Here is a 16,321-nt window from a genome sequence, read left to right as displayed (position 1 = left end):
CGCGAGGACCGCCCGTACGCGTTCGGTCGCCGTCAGGGCCGATCGCCTGCCACGCCGGTCACGCGGAACCCGTGCAGGCGAACTTCCTCCGGATCGACGTCGTCCGGTTCCAGGAAGCCCTCTATGACGAAGCCGAGCAGCGCGCGCAAGGCCTCTTCTCCCAGCTCGAGTGGGTGGAACGGCAATGGGTACGGTCCGTCGTCCCACTCGGGTACCGGCTCGACGGGACGCTCGCCCGCCCAGAACGGCAGCTCGAAGTCGTACGGGTCGCCGATGTTCTCCGTGACACCGCCGTCGGGGGACAGGCTCAGCGACCGGACCAGCTCGCCCTCCTCCCAGACCGCGAAGCCGAGCCAGTCCACCACCGAGTGCATCCCGTGCACGATGATCCGCCGGCCCGCGCCGAGCTCGAGCAGGTGCGCCGGCAGCTCGGACGGGCAGCCGAGCATGAACCTCCGGTCGCAGAACAGCTCCGCGCCGGCGAGGACCGTCGCGTACGTCATGTCGTCTGGTGGGTGAATCCTGTCCAGCAGCGTCCCGTCCCCGGCGGGAGCGACCGCGTGGTCCGGATGGACCCGGCGCACCAGCGGCTCGACCTCGGACCGCTCCGCCCGTGTCGCTCCGCGCAACGCGGAACGGAGGTCGCCCTCGCTGAACGCCAGCGACGCCGTCTTCGCACCCATGCCGCTCCTTCGGATTCCGCAGTGACGGCCGCACGCTATCCGTGGGTGCCGACAGACGGGCCCGGCGTCAGACTCCGGTCAGGGAGACCAGACGCCACGACGTTCCGCCGTGGTCGACGGTGCAGGTGTACGGCGCCGGCGGACGGCCGGCGACGAGTGCCGTCCCGGTGACGGTGTGCCGGATCGATGACAGGTCGCGGACCTTCTCCCCGGAGAAGCGCACGTCGGTGCCGGGCACGCGGCCCTTGACGAAGCGTTCGCAGACGAGTCTCGCCTCGCCGTGGTGGTCCTGCCCGGACGTGAGGATCATGATGAGGCCCGCCGCGACGAAGACGGCGACGAGGCAGGCGACGAGCCACGGCCGTCGCTCGCCGGGCACGCCCGGCGAATGTCCGGCCGGATCGTCGCCGGGCCTTTCCGGGAATTGTTCGCCCGGATCGTCACCGGAGAGTTCGGGGGAGCGTCTCACCGGGCCGTCGCCGGGATCGAGCACGTGGTCACCACCGCGAAGAATCGGGCCGGCGGGCGCCGGCCAGGCGCCGAGACTATTCCCCGTCCGCACGGCGGCGCCAGGACGGGGTCGCCTGTCCTCTGTTCGTCGTGGGGTACGGCGAACCGTCCGCGCCGAAGACGGCCGCGGGCGGAATCTTCACCGGGCTCGGCATCGCCGGCCCCACCGCCGAGGACGTCGGGATCCGGAGCCGGCTGTTTGATCGCCCGTCGACGCCGCCGGCCTTCACCGACCACGCGCCGCGGGCGAGCGGCGGCCGGCACCGAGCCCGACCGTAGCGGCCCGCCGTCCTCCCCTTCGTCACGAACGCCGGCCCCGGCGCGGGCGTCAGCGTTCGACGAGGGTGAGGGTGAAGGAGTAGCGGCTCGCACGGTACACGTGCGTGGCGTACTCGATGGCGCGGCCCTTGTCGTCGAAGGCCGTGCGGGTCATGGTGAGCAGCGGCACGCCCCGACGCTCGTCCAGCAGCATGGCCTCCGCCGTGGTCGCGGCACGCGCGCCGATGGTCTGGTTCGCGATCCGCAGGTTGACCCCGGCCGCGCGCAGGATCTCATACAGCCCGTGGCGTTCGAGCCGCTCGGCGGTCAGCTCGACGACGTCGAGGGGCAGGTGGTTGGTCAGCAGGGCCAGCGGCTCGCTGTCGGTCAGCCGCAGCCGCCGCAGGCGGACGACGGGCGTGCCGAGGGACACGCCGAGGTCCTTGGCGACCTCGTCGCCGGCCGGCACGGTGGCCAGTTCGAGCACCTTCGTGCGCGGGGAGCGCTGGGCGGCGGCCAGGTCGTCGTACAGGCTGGTGAGCTCGATGGGGCGTTTGACCTGCGCCTGGACGACCTGGGTGCCGACGCCGCGCTTGCGCACCAGCAGGCCCTTGTCGACCAGGTGCTGGATCGCCTGGCGGACCGTCGGCCGGGAGAGGCCGCACCGGTCGGCGAGCTCGATCTCGTTCTCCAGGCGTGATCCGGGAGTGAGCGTCCCCGCCACGATCGCGGCCTCCAACTGCTCCGCCAGCTGGAAGTAGAGCGGGACCGGGCTGTTCCGGTCGACGGTCAGTGGTGGTCGCTGCACCTCGGATCCTCAGGGTCGGAATGTCGAGATCTTAGCGCCGCTCTCCCCAACTTAGGTATTACCTCTTAATGTCATGACAAATCGTTGACATGGCCGGAGATCCGGCAGCAGACTCGGGAACACCGAGTTAACCCGCTCGTAACGCGGCTCGCACACGTTCTACCACGGAGGACCCTATGAGAATCGGGCTCGCCGGAGCCGGGCGCATCGGGGCCCGGCACGCCGAAACCCTGGGCGGTCTGCCAGAAGTCGAGTCGGTCCTGATCGCTGATGTCGATGCCGACAGGGCGAGGGCGCTCGCCCGCAAGCACGGGGCGCGGGCGGCGGACTCGGTCGGCGACCTGTTCTCCTCCGGCCTCGACGCGATCGTCGTGGCGGCCGCGACCGACGCCCACGCGGACCTCGTGACGCGCGCGGCCGATACCGGCATCCCGGTCTTCTGCGAAAAGCCCGTCGCGCCGGACATCGTTGGAACGCTCCAAGTCATGGAGGCCGTCCGGCGGTCCGGCTGCCAGGTCCAGATGGGGTTCCAGCGTCGTTTCGACGCCGGCCACGTCGCCGTGCGCGACGCCGTGGCGGCCGGACGGCTCGGCTGGCTGCACACCGTACGGTCCTGCACGCTCGACCCGGCGCCGCCGCCCCCCGGCTACATCCCGGTCTCCGGCGGCATCTTCCGCGACTGCGCGGTCCACGATATCGACGGCGTCCGCTTCGTCACCGGCCGCGAGGTCGTCCAGGTCGTGGCGGTCGGCGCGAACAAGGGCGAGGACTACTTCGCCGAGAGCGGCGACGTGGACACCGGCGCCGCCCTGCTCACCTTGGACGACGGCACCATCGCGATCATCAGCGAGACCCGCTACAACGCGGCCGGCTATGACGTGCGGCTGGAGGCGCTGGGAGCCAAGGACAGCCTGGTCGCCGGCCTGAACGAGCACACGCCGCTCGCGACCGCCGACGGGGACCTCCTGCACGCCGGCGCGCCCTGCACCGGATTCCTCGACCGGTTCGGCCCGGCGTACACCGCCGAGATGCGGGCGTTCCTGCGGGTCGTCGCCGGCGAGGCCGAGAGCCCCTGCCCGCCGGAGGAGGCGCTGGAGGCGTTCTACGTCGCCGAGGCGTGCGAGCGGTCCCGGCGGGAGGCGCGCGCCGTGCCGGTCGAGGAGGTCCGCGCATGAGGATCGCCGGTGCGCCGATCTCCTGGGGCGTGTGCGAGGTGCCGGGCTGGGGTCACCAGATGGAGCCCGGCCGGGTGCTGGCCGAGATGCGGGACGCCGGGCTGGCCGCGACGGAGTTCGGCCCGGACGGGTTTTTGCCGGCCGAGCCGGGCGAGCGGTCCGCGCTGCTGGCGGAGTACGGGCTCGGGGCGGTCGGCGGCTTCGTCCCGGTCGTGCTCCACGACGCCGGCCACGACCCGCTTCCGGACGTCGAGCGCGCGCTCGCCGGGTTCGGCGACGCCCGCACGCTCGTGCTGGCCGCCGCGACCGGCCTGGACGGCTACGACGAACGGCCCGCCCTGACCGACGACGACTGGCGGACCCTCCTGACCAACCTCGACCGCGTCGCCGACCACGCCGCGGGCCGCGGCCTGCTGGCCACGCTGCACCCGCACGTCGGCACGGTCGTCGAGGGGCCCGCGGAGGTCGACCGCGTCCTGGCCGGGTCGCGGATCGCGCTCTGCCTCGACACCGGCCACCTGCTCATCGGCGGCACCGACCCGCTAGCGCTGGCCCGCGCCGCGTCCGGCCGGATCGCCCACGTCCACCTGAAGGACGTGGACGCCCGGCTGGCCGCACGGGTGCGCGCCGGAGAGCTCCTCTACACCGACGCCGTACGGCAGGGGATCTACCGGCCCCTCGGCAAGGGGGACATCGACATCCCCGGAATCATCGACGCCCTCACCGCAGCGGGCTATGGCGGTTGGTATGTCATGGAACAGGACACGATCCTTACCGCCGAGCCGCCTCCCGACACGGGCCCGGTCGACGACGTACGGACGAGCGTGGCGTTCATGGAGACCACATGACCGAGCGGAACGAGGGAATCGACGAGTACGGCGCCAGCGGTCACCCCCTCCGGCGGAAGAGGACTCATGGGCTTTGATCTGATCACGATGGGGCGGGTGAGCGTCGACGTCTACCCGCTCCAGGTCGGCGTACGGCTGGAGGACGTCGAGACCTTCGGCAAGTACCTCGGCGGCAGCTCGACCAACGTGGCGGTCGCCGCCGCCCGTCACGGGCGGAAGACCGCGGTGATCACACGGACCGGCGACGACCCGTTCGGGCGCTTCATCCACCAGGCGCTGCGCGGGTACGGCGTGGACGACCGCTTCGTGACGCCGGTGCGCGAACTGCCCACGCCGGTGGTGTTCTGTGAGATCTTTCCCCCCGACGACTTCCCGCTGTACTTCTACCGCTATCCCAAGGCGCCCGACATGGAGATCCGCGCGGACGAGCTCGACCTCGACGCCATCCGCGCGGCGACGATCTTCTGGGCGACGGTGACGGGCCTGTCCGACGAGCCGAGCCGTACGGCGACGCTCGCCGGCCTGGAGGCGCACGCCGGGACCACGGTGCTCGACCTGGACTACCGGCCGATGCTCTGGCCGTCGCCGGAGGAGGCGCGGCACTGGGTGGACAAGGCCCTCGACCACGTCACCGTCGTGGTCGGCAACCAGGAGGAGTGCGCCGTCGCGGTGGGCGAGAGCGACCCGCGCCGCGCCGCCGCCGCGCTGCGGGAGCGCGGTGTGCGGCTGGCGATCGTCAAGCAGGGCCCCAAGGGCGTCCTGGCCGCCGACGACGACGGCGTGGTCGAGGCGCCGCCGGTCGCGGTCGACGTCGTCAACGGGCTCGGCGCGGGCGACGCGTTCGGCGGCGCTCTCTGCCACGGCCTGCTGGCCGGCTGGGACGCCGGCCGGATCATCCGGTTCGCGAACGCGGCCGGCGCGATCGTCGCCTCGCGGATCGCCTGCTCGGAGGCGATGCCCACCACCGCCGAGGTCGAAGAACTGCTCTCCCAGCGAACGGAGGCCCCGTGAGCGAGCGCAGCGAGCGGACCGGACACCACGTGTGCCCGGTCACTCTCCCGACGAAGGAGGGCCCGTGAACGAGGGAACCGGCATGCACGGCGGCGAGTTCGCGGAACGGATCGGCGCGCTGACCGAGATCCGCGCGCACCGTCCGCAGGCCGTCGCCGAGGCGGCGGCCACCCGGAAACGACGGCCGTCGCTGCTCGGCCCGTCCGGCCGGCTCATGATCGTCGCGGCGGACCATCCGGCGCGTGGCGCCTTCGCCGCCGGCGACCGGCCGCTGGCCATGGCCGACCGCGCCGAGCTGCTGCGCCGGCTGTGCGTGGCGCTGGGGCGGCCCGGCGTGGACGGCGTGCTGGGCACGCCCGACGTGATCGAGGACCTGCTGCTCCTCGGCGTCCTGGACGACAAGGTCGTCATCGGCTCGATGAACCGCGGCGGGCTGGCCGGGGCGTCGTTCGAGATCGACGACCGGTTCACCGCCTACGACGTGCCGGCCATCGCCGAACGGGGACTGGACGGCGGCAAGATGCTGCTGCGGATCGACGACGACGATCCGGCGACCGCCCGCACGCTGGAGTCGTGCGCGCACGCGGTGACCGGTCTGGCCCGGCAGGGGCTCATGGCGATGGTCGAACCGTTCATCTCCCGGCGCGAGGGCGGCCGGGTGCGCAACGTGCTCACCCCAGAGGCCATGACGCGGGCCGTCGCGATCGCCTCGGGGCTGGGCGCCACCTCGGCCCACACCTGGCTGAAAGTGCCGGTCGTGGACGAGATGGAGCGCGTGATGGCGGCCTCGACGCTGCCGGCGCTGCTGCTCGGCGGTGAGGTCACCGACGACCGGGACGCCGCCCTGGCGACCTGGCGCAAGGCCCTGGCGCTGCCCGGTGTGATGGGCATCGTGGCCGGCCGCACCCTGCTGTATCCGCCCGGAGACGACGTCGCGGCCGCAGTGGACGCGGCGGTGGAGGTCATGCCTTGACGAAGTACCACCTGCCCCAGGGAAGCACGGCGTCCGCGCCGTACGGTCTGGTCGTCACGCCGGAGACGGCGGGCTGGACCTATTCCGGGCTGCGAACGCTGGAGATCGACGGCGAGCACGTGTTCGGGACGGGAGAGGAGGAGATGCTCGTGCTACCGCTGAACGGCGGCTGCACGGTCGAGTGCGACGGCGCGACGTTCGAGGTCGCCGGGCGCGAGGACGTCTTCTCCCGCGTCACCGACTTCGTGTACGTGCCGCGCGAGGCCACCGTGCGCGTACGCGGGAGCGGGCGGTTCGCGCTGCCGTCGGCGCGGTGCGAACGGCGCCTGACCGCCCGGTACGTCCCGGCCGAGGATGTCCCGGTGGAGCTGCGGGGCGCGGGCGTCGCCAGCCGCCAGGTGAACAACTTCTGCACCCCGGAGGCCTTCCCGTACGCCGACAAGCTGATCGCCTGCGAGGTGATCACGCCGGGCGGCTGCTGGTCCTCCTACCCGCCGCACAAGCACGACGAGGCGCGTGAGGGCGAGTGCGAGCTGGAGGAGATCTACTACTTCGAGGTGGCCGGCGGCGGCATGGCCTACCAGCGGGTGTACGGCACCGAGGACCGGCCGATCGACGTGCTGGCCGAGGTGCGCACCGGAGACGTCGTGGTCATCCCGCACGGCTGGCACGGCCCGTCGATGGCCACACCGGGGTACGACCTGTACTACCTGAACGTCATGGCCGGTCCGGGAGCGGAGCGGCAGTGGCTGATCTGCGACGATCCCGCGCACGCGTGGATCCGTGAGACCTGGGCGGGGCAGGAACCCGACCCCCGCCTTCCCCTGACCTCGGCAGCGGAGTGATCATGAGGCTCACCACCGGACAGGCGATCGTCCGTTTCCTGGCGAACCAGTGGACCGAGCGCGACGGCGTACGGCAGCGGTTCTTCGCCGGCTGCTTCGGCATCTTCGGCCACGGCAACGTCGCGGGGATCGGCGAGGCACTGCTGGAGTACGGCAAGGACCTGCCGTACTACCAGGCGCGCAACGAGCAGGCGATGGTGCACACGGCCGTCGGCTTCGCGCGGGCGCACGACCGGCTGCGCGCGTTCGCGTGCACCAGCTCGATCGGGCCGGGCGCGACCAACATGGTGACCGGCGCCGCACTGGCGACGATCAACCGGATCCCGGTGCTGCTCCTGCCCGGCGACGTCTTCGCCACCCGCGTCGCCAATCCCGTGCTCCAGGAGCTGGAGGACCCACGCTCGTACGACGTGTCGGTCAACGACGCGTTCAAGCCGGTGTCACGGTTCTGGGACCGGATCAACCGGCCCGAGCAGCTCCCGTCGGCGCTGCTGGCCGCGATGCGGGTGCTGACCGATCCGGCCGAGACGGGTGCGGTGACCCTGGCGTTGCCGCAGGACGTGCAGGCCGAGGCGTACGACTGGCCCGAGGAGCTGTTCGCCGAGCGGGTCTGGCACGTGGCCCGGCCGGTGCCCGAGCCCGCCGCGCTCGCGCGGGCGGCCGAGCTGATCCGCGGCGCCGAGCGGCCGCTGATCGTGGCGGGCGGCGGAGTGATCTACTCCCGTGCCACGGAGGAGCTGCGCGCCTTCGCCGAGGCGACCGGCGTCCCGGTGGGGGAGACCCAGGCCGGCAAGGGCTCGCTGCCGTGGGACCACCCGCAGGCGGCCGGCGCGATCGGCGCCACCGGCACCACCGCGGCGAACGCCCTGGCCCGCGAGGCCGACGTGGTCATCGGCGTCGGCACCCGCTACAGCGACTTCACGACGGCCTCGCGCAGCCTCTTCGGGCGGGCCCGGTTCGTCAACCTGAACGTGGCCGCGTTCGACGCGGCCAAGCACGCCGGCACCTCACTGGTCGCCGACGCGGCGGCCGGCCTGGCGGCGCTGCGCGGCGCGCTGGAGGGCTGGTCGGTGCCCGAGGCGTACCGGGAGGAGACCCGCGAGCGCGTCGCCCGCTGGAACGCCGTCGTGGACGAGGCCTTCCGCCCGTCGGAGAACGGCCTGCCCGCCCAGTCGGAGGTGCTCGGCCTCGTGGGCGAGGCGGCGCGGGATCGCGACGTCGTGGTGTGCGCCGCGGGTGCGATGCCCGGTGACCTGCACAAACTGTGGCGGCCTCGGGACCCGAAGGGGTACCACGTCGAGTACGGCTACTCGTGCATGGGGTACGAGATCGCCGGCGGCCTGGGCGTGAAGATGGCCCTCGACGAGGGCGGCGACACCGGCCGCGAGGTGTTCGTCATGGTCGGCGACGGGTCGTACCTGATGATGTCCGGCGAGCTGGTCACGGCCGTGCAGGAGGGCGTCAAGCTCATCGTCGTCCTCGTGCAGAACCACGGCTTCGCCTCGATCGGCAACCTGTCGGAGTCGGTCGGCGCGCAGCGGTTCGGCACCCGTTACCGCTACCGCACCCCCTCGGGCCTGAACGGCGACGTGCTCCCCGTCGACCTCGCCGCCAACGCCGCGAGCCTCGGCGCACGGGTGTTCACCGCGCGCACCGCCCCGGAGCTGCGCGACGCCCTCGCCCGGGCCCGCGAGGAGTCCGGCACGACGGTCGTACACGTCGAGACCGACCCGCTGCGCCCGGCCCCGGACGGCGAGGCCTGGTGGGACGTCCCGGTCGCCGAGGTCTCGAGCCTGGACACCGTACGCGAGGCCCGCGCCCGTTATGAGAAGGACAAGCAGGAACAGCGCCCCTACCTGTGACCTGTGTAGGGAAAATCATCACAGATTGGGATTAAGGCCCAGATGGCTCGTCGCGTGACGCGCCATCTGGGCAGGAGACGCGGACGGGCAGGTCATGGTCTCGTGCGGCGAGCAGGCCGTCACCGGCGTCCCGTGCGCGTTCGACGGTCATGCGGTAGTAAGCGCGGGCCGTTCCGACATCGTGCATGTCCATGTGCGGCCACGCGGCGAATCCTGCCGCCTCGCTGACGTCGGCGGCGGCGACGTCGGCGGCGAACGGTGGCCGATGCGAGCGTGCGAGAATCAGTCGGATCGTGCTGCTTTCCACGTCCACGATGTCCGGCGGGGGATGCCTTCCAGGTCCCCGCGTCCGCTGCACCAGAGAAGTACCTGAACGGGGTCTCCATGCGAGGCGTCCGGAAACAGCCGTTTGAGTACGGCTGCGCTCAGCGGCGCGGGCGGCAGCCAGTCCACGGCCAGTCCTCGCGTGATGTCGTGGGTGTGCAGCAACGTTTCGGCGACGCCCATCGCTGCGAACCCCTCGGGGTCGCATGGACCCCAGTGCCAGGCTCGCAGGGTCGGGCCGGCTGTGGCCAACACGCTGCTCAAACGATTCCTGGAACAGCTCCCCCGGCGCCCAGCGTCCAGGTGGCGAGCGGGTTGCGGGTGGGCACCTCGGCAGCGTCCGGACGAAGCGCCGCACGGACGTAGATGATCGGGACGTCGCATGCCCGCACGGTCGGCGGGATCGCAGCCAGTGAGCGAACGACCACGGCGCCCGAGAGCGGCCGGTACCTCGCCCCGCGCCAGGATGGCCGCGGACCAGCTGCTGGTCAGGACGTTGTTGACACCGTCGGGAGCCCGGAGATTCGATCGGGTGCGAGGGCTCGATCGAGTGCGGCCTGGCAGTGCAGCGTGGTAGTCGGGAAGACGGGGACGTCGAGGTGTTCCCGGCTGATGCTGAGTTCGAGTTCCGTGCACCCGAGGACGATGCCTTCGGCTCCGCCGGCGACCAGTGATCGGGCGATGGCGAGCAGTTGGTCACGGGACGAGGGTTCGACTCGTCCGACGCACAGCTCGTCGTAGATGATCCGCTGCACGGTCTGCCGGTCCGTGTCATCCGGGGTAAGGGTCTGGATGCCATGCATCGCGAGCCGATCGCGGTAGAAGGACTGCTCCATCGTGTACTTCGTGGCCAGCAACCCCACTCGCGTCAGCTTGGCGGCGGTGACGGCCTTGGCGGTGACATCGCCGAGGTGCAGCACCGGGATCGTGACAGCCTCAGCGACCTCGTCATAGACCTTGTGCATCGTGTTCGTCGCGATGAGGACGAACGCCGCGCCCGCGGCCTGGAGCGATCGAGCCTCCCGGACCAGCGCGTCTGCTGCGGCGGACCAATCGCCGTCCGCCTGCATCCGTTCGATCAGTGCGAAGTCCACGGTCGCCACCCGCAGTCGGGCAGAGTGCAGCCCGCCGAGCCGGGCCCTCGCGCCGTTGTTCAGCAGCCGCAGGTATTCCGCCGTCGACTCCCAGCTCATACCGCCGATGACCCCAATAAGTTCCATGGCAGCCATGGTGCGCCGCCGAACCTGAAAGAAAAAGAGTGACTTCGTGACGGCACCTGTCACCATTCATGACATGGGACACCTGCTCGACCTCGACCCTCGAAGCCTTGTCGTGCTCCATCTCATCGAACGCACCGGCTCCATGTCCGCTGCGGCACGTGAGCTCGGCTGGACCCATCCAGCCATCAGCCAGCACGTGAAGCGACTCGAACGTTCCGCCGGCTGTGCCCTGGTCGAGCGATCCGGGCGGGGAGTCCGACTCACCTCGGCCGGTACCGTCCTCGCCCGTCACGCAGCTGAGATCGCTGCCTCCTTGACCGCCGCCCGGGACACCCTGCCCGACCTGGCGCGCGGCCACGCACCGCGGCTTCGGGTGGCCGCGTTCCCGACGGCGTGCGCCACCCTGCTCGTCGACGCCATCACCTCACTCACCGGTACGGAACCGAACCTGCGGGTCGATGTGCGACAAGCAGAACCCCCTGAGGCCCTGGCAGCCTTGGACGACGGGGCAGCCGATGTGGCGGTCACCTTCCACGACGAGCCACCCCAAGGCGCACGGGTGACGATCCTTGGACGTGATCCCGTCCTTGTCGCGCTCCCCGCCAAGCACGCGCTGGCCACGACCGAAGCGGTGGCCGTAAAGGATCTCGACACGGCCACGGTCATTGCCGGGTGTCCCGTCTGCCAAGAACGGTTCATCCGGCACTGCGCACGCGAGTCCGTCCACCCCACTCTGCACCATCAGGTGACCGACGACTACGTGCTGATGCAGGCGATGGTGGCAGCCGGACAAGGCGCGGCCATACTTCCCGAACTCTCCCTCGCCGCCCACCGACGCCGCGACATAACCGTGCTTCCGCTAGACCCACCCCTGTACCGCGAGATCGCGGTCTGGCTCCCGGCAGAGCGACCCACCCCACCCTCCGCTCGGCAACTGCTCGACGAGCTGACCCGGCGCGGACCTCTCGGCGCGACGCCGCCAACCACGGCGTCATCAACGCCGGCGCCGGTGGGCGGCGAGAAGCGCCTGCTGACTGATCAGTGATCGACGGCGCTAAGGCAACGACGTCATGACCCGCGACAGCCGGCGGTGGGCACGCCACCCCGCTTGGCAAGCAGGAACAGCGGCCTTACCTCTAGTCTCCGGACATGGATCCCGAACAGTCCCGTCGGGACGGCGCCCACCGGGGCGCGGACGCCGCTCCGGCGCGCGCCGTCCGCCGCAGGCGGCCCCGGTTACCGCGGAACCGGACGCTCGTCATCACGCTGTGCCTGACCGTGGCGGCCGGGTTCGTCGTCACGATCGGCGTGCTCGGACACTCCGGCGCCGCGGGCTGTCCCCGGACCCCGCTGCCGGAGGGACGGGTGAGAGAGCAGAGCCGATATCGCGCGGTTGACGCGAAGCAGCTCATTCCCGGAACCCCGCGGAGCCTCGTCATCTGCCGCTACGGAGGCTCGGAGAGCACCGGATGGAACCTGAGGCTGCGGTCGGGCCTCTCGGTCGATCACCGCGACATCGCTCGTGTGGTGCAGGGGGTGAGAGTCCCGTTGAAACCCGGCGATCACTCGTGCCCCCTGCTGGCGACCATGCGGCACACCTCGCTGATCGCCGGATACACCGACGCTCCCGACCTGGTGGCCTCGATCAGCGACGGCTGCGGAACCCTCGGCAACGGAATCCTGCGCGCCTACTTCGCCTCGGGCGCCGCGAGGTCGGCGCTCTTCGCGTCGCTGCCCCACGGCTGAGACGTTCTCGGTCCGGCGTCACGCCCGCCGTCCGACGGTCAGCCGGCCGACGAAGGTGGCGGTGAGCGTCGGCGAGCCGAGCGACTCCAGCCGGTGCCGTACGCGGGCGAGGAACTCGGCGCGCCGCGCCTCGCCGAGCGCGTCGGTGCCCGACTGTGTGGCCAGGTTGGCGAGGTAGTCATCGGCGCTGTAGCGGACCTGGAAGGGGTAGCGCAGGCTCGCCGTCTCCTCGAAGAGGCTCCGCGCCTCGGGGGGAAAGTGCCACGGACCGATCCGTTCCGGCGGCGGCGGAGGGCTGCCCTCGAACTCCACGGCCCGGTAGTCCTCCTGCACCTCCGTCCAGAAGGGTTCGGCGTCCGCGGGCCGTGCCCACCGGCATTCGGCCACGGCCATGGCGCCCCCGGGGCGCAGCAGCGCGTGCGGCTTGGCGTAACGGAGCGCCGGGTCGATCCAGTGCAGGGAGTTCACGGCCACCACCGCGTCGACCGGAGTGTCGTCCCGTGGCCGCCAGTCCTCGAACAAGCAGGTCACCACCTCGGCGGTGGGGAATCCGGCCAGCCGACGGCGGGCGACGGCGGCCAGCCCGGCGCCCGGCTCGACGGCGGTGACGGCCAGGCCGCGCCGGGCGAGCGGCACGGTCGCCTGTCCCGTACCGCAGCCGATCTCGACCACCCGGTCACCCGCCCGGAGCCCGGCCCGGTCGATCAGGTCGTCGAACAGCCGGGGCGGGCACACCGGCCTCGTGCGCTGGTAGTCCTCTGCCGCGCGGTCGAAACCGGCGCGCAGGTCGTGACGCCTCGCGTCATCCTCCATGGCCCATCGCCTCCAGCGGAATTATCTTGTTAGATCCGATCAATCCCTCGTAACCGAACAGAGACGGTCTGCGCTGGTCCGGCGCCCGGCGGAGCCGGTACCCTCACGCCAGCCGCGGCTGGACCGTACCCCCCGGGGCGTCGCACCCTCGGCGCACGCCCCATGCGGTCGGTGCCGCGGTCGATGCGTGCCCCCGAGAGGAGACCGACAGTCATGAAGCGGACGGTGATCGCCGCGGCCCTGGCCGGGCTGCTGGCGCTGAGCGCGTGCAGCAGTTCGGGCGGGAAGAAGGCCGACGAACAGGCGACCAAGGCACTGAGCGGCAGCGGCGGTCCCCGGCTCAAGATCGCCATGGTCACGCACTCGGCTCAGGGCGACGCGTTCTGGGACATCGTGCAGAAGGGGGCGCAGTCGGCGTCCGCCAAGGACAACGTGCAGTTCCTGTACGCCGCGGACCCGGACGGGGGCAAGCAGGCGCAGCTCGTGCAGTCCTACATCGACCAGCACGTCGACGGCATCATCGTCACGCTGGCCAAGCCGGACGCGCTCAAGGACGTCGTCGCCAAGGCCGTCGCGGCCAAGATCCCGGTCGTGACGATCAACTCCGGCGCGGAGGAGTCCGCCAAGTTCGGCGCGCTGGCCCACTTCGGCCAGGACGAGAGCATCGCCGGTCAGGCGGCCGGTGAGCAGCTCAACAAGGCCGGGATCAAGAAGGCCGTCTGCCTGATCCACGAGCAGGGCAACGTCGGCCTCGAGGCCCGCTGCGCCGGTGCGAAGAAGACCTTCTCCGGCCAGATGCAGAACCTCTTCGTGCAGGGCGCGAACATGCCGCAGGTGAAGTCGGCGGTGACCGCCAAGCTTCAGGCCGACAAGGGCATCGACGGCATCCTGGCCCTGAACGCCCAGATCGCGCTGACCGCCGTCGACGCCGCCAAGGGCGCCGGGAGCAAGGCCAAGGTCGCCACGTTCGACATGAACAAGGACCTGGTGTCGGCGATCAAGGACGGCCGCATCCAGTTCGCCGTCGACCAGCAGCCGTACCTGCAGGGCTACGAGGCCGTCGACGAGCTGTGGCTGTACAAGCGCAACGGCGACATCCTCGGCGGCGGCCAGCCGGTGCTCACCGGGCCGGCGATCGTCGACAAGTCCAACGCGGACGCCGTCGCACCGTACGCGGACCGGGGCACCCGATAAGGACGGGAGACTCATGACCATCGCACCGTCCGCGCCCGCCGTGGACGAGCGCCTCGCGGCCCGTTCGTCGTTCCGCAGGCTGCTGGGGCGGCCGGAGATCGGCTCCCTCATCGGCGCCATCGTCTTGTTCGTCTTCTTCTCGCTGGTCGCCGACGCGTTCCTGCGCGCCTCGTCGTTCTCGACCGTGCTGTACTCCAGCGCGTCGATGGGCATCATGGCCGTGTCGGTGTCGCTGCTGATGATCGGCGGGGAGTTCGACCTGTCCGCGGGGGTGATGGTCACCTCCTCCGCGCTGATCGCGTCGATGTTCAGCTACGAGCTCACGCTGAACGTCTGGGTGGGCGTGGCGGTCTCCCTCGTGGTGACCCTGGCGCTCGGCTTCCTCAACGGCCTGCTGTACGTCAAGACCGGGCTGCCGAGCTTCATCGTGACGCTCGGCACCTTCTTCATGCTGGCCGGCCTCAACCTGGGCTTCACCAAGCTGATCACGCACAACGTCGCGACGCCGTCGATCGAGGACATGGACGGGTTCGCCCAGGCCCGCGACGTGTTCGCCCGCGACTTCACGATCGGCGGCGTCCAGGTGAACATCAGCGTGCTGTGGTGGATCGTGTTCGTGGCCATCGCGACGTGGCTGCTGCTGCGCACCCGCTCGGGCAACTGGATCTTCGCGGTCGGCGGGTCGGCCGCCAGCGCCCGCGCGGTCGGCGTGCCGGTCACCCGGACGAAGATCGCCCTGTTCATGGGCGTGTCCTTCACGGCGTGGTTCTACGGGATGCACATCCTGTTCAACTTCAAGTCCGTGCAGTCCGGGGAGGGCGTCGGCAACGAGTTCTTCTACATCATCTGCGCGGTGGTCGGCGGCTGCCTGCTGACCGGCGGGTACGGCTCGGCGATCGGCGCGGCCATCGGGGCCTTCATCTGGGGCATGACGAGCAACGGCATCGTGTACGCCGAGTGGAACCCGGACTGGTTCAAGTTCTTCCTCGGCGCGATGCTGCTCGCCGCCACCGTGGTCAACCTGGTCGTACGGCGCCGGGCGGAGGCAGGGAAATGAGCGAGCACACCGCAGCGAGCGGAGCGGCCGGTCGAGGTACGAGGCCGTCCGCGGAGCGAGTGAGGTGGGTGAGCGAATCATGAGCACGAGCGAGGTGAACGAGGACGTCGCGGTGGGCGCGGGTACGCCGCTGGTCGAGCTGGAGGGCGTCGGCAAGCGGTACGGCAACATCATCGCGCTGCGCGACATCGACCTGGAGGTGAGCGCGAGCGAGATCACCTGCGTGCTCGGTGACAACGGCGCGGGCAAGTCCACGCTGATCAAGATCGTCGCCGGCCTGCACCGGCACGACGAGGGCGTGTTCCGGGTCGAGGGCGAGCGGGTTTCGTTCGGATCGCCTCGCGAGGCGCTCGAACGCGGCATCGCGACGGTCTACCAGGACCTGGCCGTCGTGCCGCTCATGCCGGTGTGGCGCAACTTCTTCCTCGGCTCGGAGAAGCGCACCGGCGTCGGCCCGTTCAAGCGGCTCGACACCTCGTTCATGCGGTCGACGGCCAAGCGGGAACTCCTCGACATGGGGATCGACCTGCGCGACGTCGACCAGCCGATCGGCACGCTGTCGGGCGGCGAGCGCCAGTGCGTCGCGATCGCCCGCGCGGTGTACTTCGGCGCGAAGGTGCTGATCCTGGACGAGCCGACCGCCGCGCTCGGCGTCAAGCAGGCGGGCGTCGTGCTCCGCTACATCGCCCAGGCGCGCGAACGCGGTCTCGGCGTCATCTTCATCTCCCACAACCCCCACCACGCGTACCCGGTGGGAGACCGGTTTTTGCTGCTCAAACGTGGTCGTACTCTCGGATACCACACCAAAGGGGACATCACCCTCGCCGAGCTGACCGCGGAGATGGCGGGCGGCGCGGAGCTGGAGGAGCTCGCGCACGAGCTGGAGAGCGCGGGCGTCGAGGGCGCACCGGAGCTGCGCGAGGACGCCCGCGACCTCGGCCTGTCCGACTGACCGATCCATCCACCCGCCCTGTCCGGTTCGTGCCGGGCAGGG

At 71.0% G+C, this 16,321-nt stretch carries 16 protein-coding genes; 11 read left to right on the top strand and 5 right to left on the bottom strand.

The genetic code is table 11. From position 1 onward, the window contains the following. Positions 1 to 32: 32 nt before the first annotated feature. The 3 genes from OG417_RS37345 to OG417_RS37335 all read right to left on the bottom strand — a co-directional run bounded on the left by OG417_RS37345 (position 33) and on the right by OG417_RS37335 (position 2,259). Positions 33 to 683, bottom strand: a complete 651-nt coding sequence (locus OG417_RS37345; protein WP_329239283.1) for a DUF6928 family protein — start codon at positions 681 to 683, stop codon at positions 33 to 35. Between the two features lie 67 nt (positions 684 to 750). Further along, a complete protein-coding gene (locus OG417_RS37340; RefSeq protein ID WP_329239280.1) occupies positions 751 to 1,176 on the bottom strand; it encodes a hypothetical protein in 426 nt (141 codons plus the stop codon). 345 nt (positions 1,177 to 1,521) lie between these two features. Next, entirely contained in the window at positions 1,522 to 2,259 is a 738-nt protein-coding gene (locus OG417_RS37335) for a GntR family transcriptional regulator (RefSeq protein ID WP_329239277.1), read from the bottom strand. Positions 2,260 to 2,435: 176 nt separating this feature from the next. Here OG417_RS37335 and OG417_RS37330 point away from each other — a divergent pair, with 176 nt between their 5' ends. The 6 genes from OG417_RS37330 (at position 2,436) to iolD (ending at position 8,973) form a co-directional block, all read left to right on the top strand. After that, complete coding sequence (locus tag OG417_RS37330; protein WP_329239274.1) at positions 2,436 to 3,434, top strand: Gfo/Idh/MocA family protein; 999 nt, start codon at positions 2,436 to 2,438, stop codon at positions 3,432 to 3,434. Further along, entirely contained in the window at positions 3,431 to 4,282 is an 852-nt protein-coding gene (locus tag OG417_RS37325) for a TIM barrel protein (protein WP_329239271.1), read from the top strand. The genes OG417_RS37330 and OG417_RS37325 overlap by 4 nt, the downstream gene beginning before the upstream one ends. Positions 4,283 to 4,348: 66 nt before the next feature. Next, the gene (iolC, locus tag OG417_RS37320; protein ID WP_329239268.1) at positions 4,349 to 5,293 is read left to right on the top strand and encodes a 5-dehydro-2-deoxygluconokinase; all 945 of its coding nucleotides are present in this window, start codon (positions 4,349 to 4,351) and stop codon (positions 5,291 to 5,293) included. Positions 5,294 to 5,375: 82 nt separating this feature from the next. Next, a complete protein-coding gene (locus OG417_RS37315; RefSeq protein WP_329262851.1) occupies positions 5,376 to 6,266 on the top strand; it encodes a Cgl0159 family (beta/alpha)8-fold protein in 891 nt (296 codons plus the stop codon). Beyond that, positions 6,263 to 7,111, top strand: coding sequence for a 5-deoxy-glucuronate isomerase (gene iolB, locus OG417_RS37310; protein WP_329239265.1), 849 nt, complete (start codon positions 6,263 to 6,265; stop codon positions 7,109 to 7,111). The genes OG417_RS37315 and iolB overlap by 4 nt, the downstream gene beginning before the upstream one ends. A 2-nt stretch (positions 7,112 to 7,113) precedes the next feature. Beyond that, complete coding sequence (gene iolD / locus OG417_RS37305; protein WP_329239262.1) at positions 7,114 to 8,973, top strand: 3D-(3,5/4)-trihydroxycyclohexane-1,2-dione acylhydrolase (decyclizing); 1,860 nt, start codon at positions 7,114 to 7,116, stop codon at positions 8,971 to 8,973. A gap of 812 nt (positions 8,974 to 9,785) precedes the next feature. Here the strand turns inward: iolD and OG417_RS37300 are convergent. Further along, positions 9,786 to 10,583, bottom strand: coding sequence for an aspartate/glutamate racemase family protein (locus OG417_RS37300; RefSeq protein WP_329239259.1), 798 nt, complete (start codon positions 10,581 to 10,583; stop codon positions 9,786 to 9,788). Positions 10,584 to 10,590: 7 nt separating this feature from the next. Between OG417_RS37300 and OG417_RS37295 the strand changes: the two genes are divergently transcribed. Next, positions 10,591 to 11,562: a LysR family transcriptional regulator gene (locus tag OG417_RS37295; protein WP_329239256.1), complete on the top strand. Its 972-nt coding sequence runs from the start codon at positions 10,591 to 10,593 to the stop codon at positions 11,560 to 11,562. Between the two features lie 104 nt (positions 11,563 to 11,666). After that, the gene (locus OG417_RS37290) at positions 11,667 to 12,263 is read left to right on the top strand and encodes a hypothetical protein (RefSeq protein ID WP_329239252.1); all 597 of its coding nucleotides are present in this window, start codon (positions 11,667 to 11,669) and stop codon (positions 12,261 to 12,263) included. Between the two features lie 18 nt (positions 12,264 to 12,281). On the opposite strand, the gene OG417_RS37285 is transcribed toward OG417_RS37290, so the two are convergent. Then, positions 12,282 to 13,076, bottom strand: a complete 795-nt coding sequence (locus tag OG417_RS37285) for a class I SAM-dependent methyltransferase (protein WP_329239251.1) — start codon at positions 13,074 to 13,076, stop codon at positions 12,282 to 12,284. Positions 13,077 to 13,289: 213 nt separating this feature from the next. Here OG417_RS37285 and OG417_RS37280 point away from each other — a divergent pair, with 213 nt between their 5' ends. The 3 genes from OG417_RS37280 to OG417_RS37270 all read left to right on the top strand — a co-directional run bounded on the left by OG417_RS37280 (position 13,290) and on the right by OG417_RS37270 (position 16,279). After that, positions 13,290 to 14,270 carry a sugar ABC transporter substrate-binding protein gene (locus OG417_RS37280; RefSeq protein ID WP_329239248.1) on the top strand — a complete coding sequence of 327 codons (981 nt, stop codon included), beginning with the start codon at positions 13,290 to 13,292 and terminating at the stop codon, positions 14,268 to 14,270. 13 nt (positions 14,271 to 14,283) lie between these two features. Beyond that, positions 14,284 to 15,327 (top strand): ABC transporter permease, encoded by a 1,044-nt coding sequence (locus OG417_RS37275; RefSeq protein ID WP_329239245.1) that lies wholly within the window; start codon positions 14,284 to 14,286, stop codon positions 15,325 to 15,327. A 79-nt stretch (positions 15,328 to 15,406) separates the two neighbouring features. Beyond that, positions 15,407 to 16,279, top strand: a complete 873-nt coding sequence (locus tag OG417_RS37270; RefSeq protein WP_329239242.1) for an ATP-binding cassette domain-containing protein — start codon at positions 15,407 to 15,409, stop codon at positions 16,277 to 16,279. Positions 16,280 to 16,321: the final 42 nt, after the last annotated feature.

This window comes from Actinoallomurus sp. NBC_01490 (assembly GCF_036227085.1).
Classification (GTDB): domain Bacteria; phylum Actinomycetota; class Actinomycetes; order Streptosporangiales; family Streptosporangiaceae; genus Actinoallomurus; species Actinoallomurus oryzae.
This window is presented reverse-complemented; position numbering and strand designations above follow the sequence as displayed.

Excerpts from the sequence above, each read along its gene's own strand:
- OG417_RS37290 (WP_329239252.1), top strand. The coding sequence starts at position 11,667 with ATGGATCCCGAACAGTCCCGTCGGGACGGCGCCCACCGGGGCGCGGAC.
- OG417_RS37275 (WP_329239245.1), top strand. The coding sequence starts at position 14,284 with ATGACCATCGCACCGTCCGCGCCCGCCGTGGACGAGCGCCTCGCGGCC.
- OG417_RS37345 (WP_329239283.1), bottom strand. The coding sequence starts at position 683 with ATGGGTGCGAAGACGGCGTCGCTGGCGTTCAGCGAGGGCGACCTCCGT.
- OG417_RS37330 (WP_329239274.1), top strand. The coding sequence starts at position 2,436 with ATGAGAATCGGGCTCGCCGGAGCCGGGCGCATCGGGGCCCGGCACGCC.
- OG417_RS37285 (WP_329239251.1), bottom strand. The coding sequence starts at position 13,076 with ATGGAGGATGACGCGAGGCGTCACGACCTGCGCGCCGGTTTCGACCGC.
- OG417_RS37280 (WP_329239248.1), top strand. The coding sequence starts at position 13,290 with ATGAAGCGGACGGTGATCGCCGCGGCCCTGGCCGGGCTGCTGGCGCTG.
- iolC (WP_329239268.1), top strand. The coding sequence starts at position 4,349 with ATGGGCTTTGATCTGATCACGATGGGGCGGGTGAGCGTCGACGTCTAC.
- OG417_RS37295 (WP_329239256.1), top strand. The coding sequence starts at position 10,591 with ATGGGACACCTGCTCGACCTCGACCCTCGAAGCCTTGTCGTGCTCCAT.
- OG417_RS37300 (WP_329239259.1), bottom strand. The coding sequence starts at position 10,583 with ATGGTGACAGGTGCCGTCACGAAGTCACTCTTTTTCTTTCAGGTTCGG.
- OG417_RS37270 (WP_329239242.1), top strand. The coding sequence starts at position 15,407 with ATGAGCACGAGCGAGGTGAACGAGGACGTCGCGGTGGGCGCGGGTACG.
- OG417_RS37315 (WP_329262851.1), top strand. The coding sequence starts at position 5,376 with ATGCACGGCGGCGAGTTCGCGGAACGGATCGGCGCGCTGACCGAGATC.
- iolD (WP_329239262.1), top strand. The coding sequence starts at position 7,114 with ATGAGGCTCACCACCGGACAGGCGATCGTCCGTTTCCTGGCGAACCAG.
- OG417_RS37325 (WP_329239271.1), top strand. The coding sequence starts at position 3,431 with ATGAGGATCGCCGGTGCGCCGATCTCCTGGGGCGTGTGCGAGGTGCCG.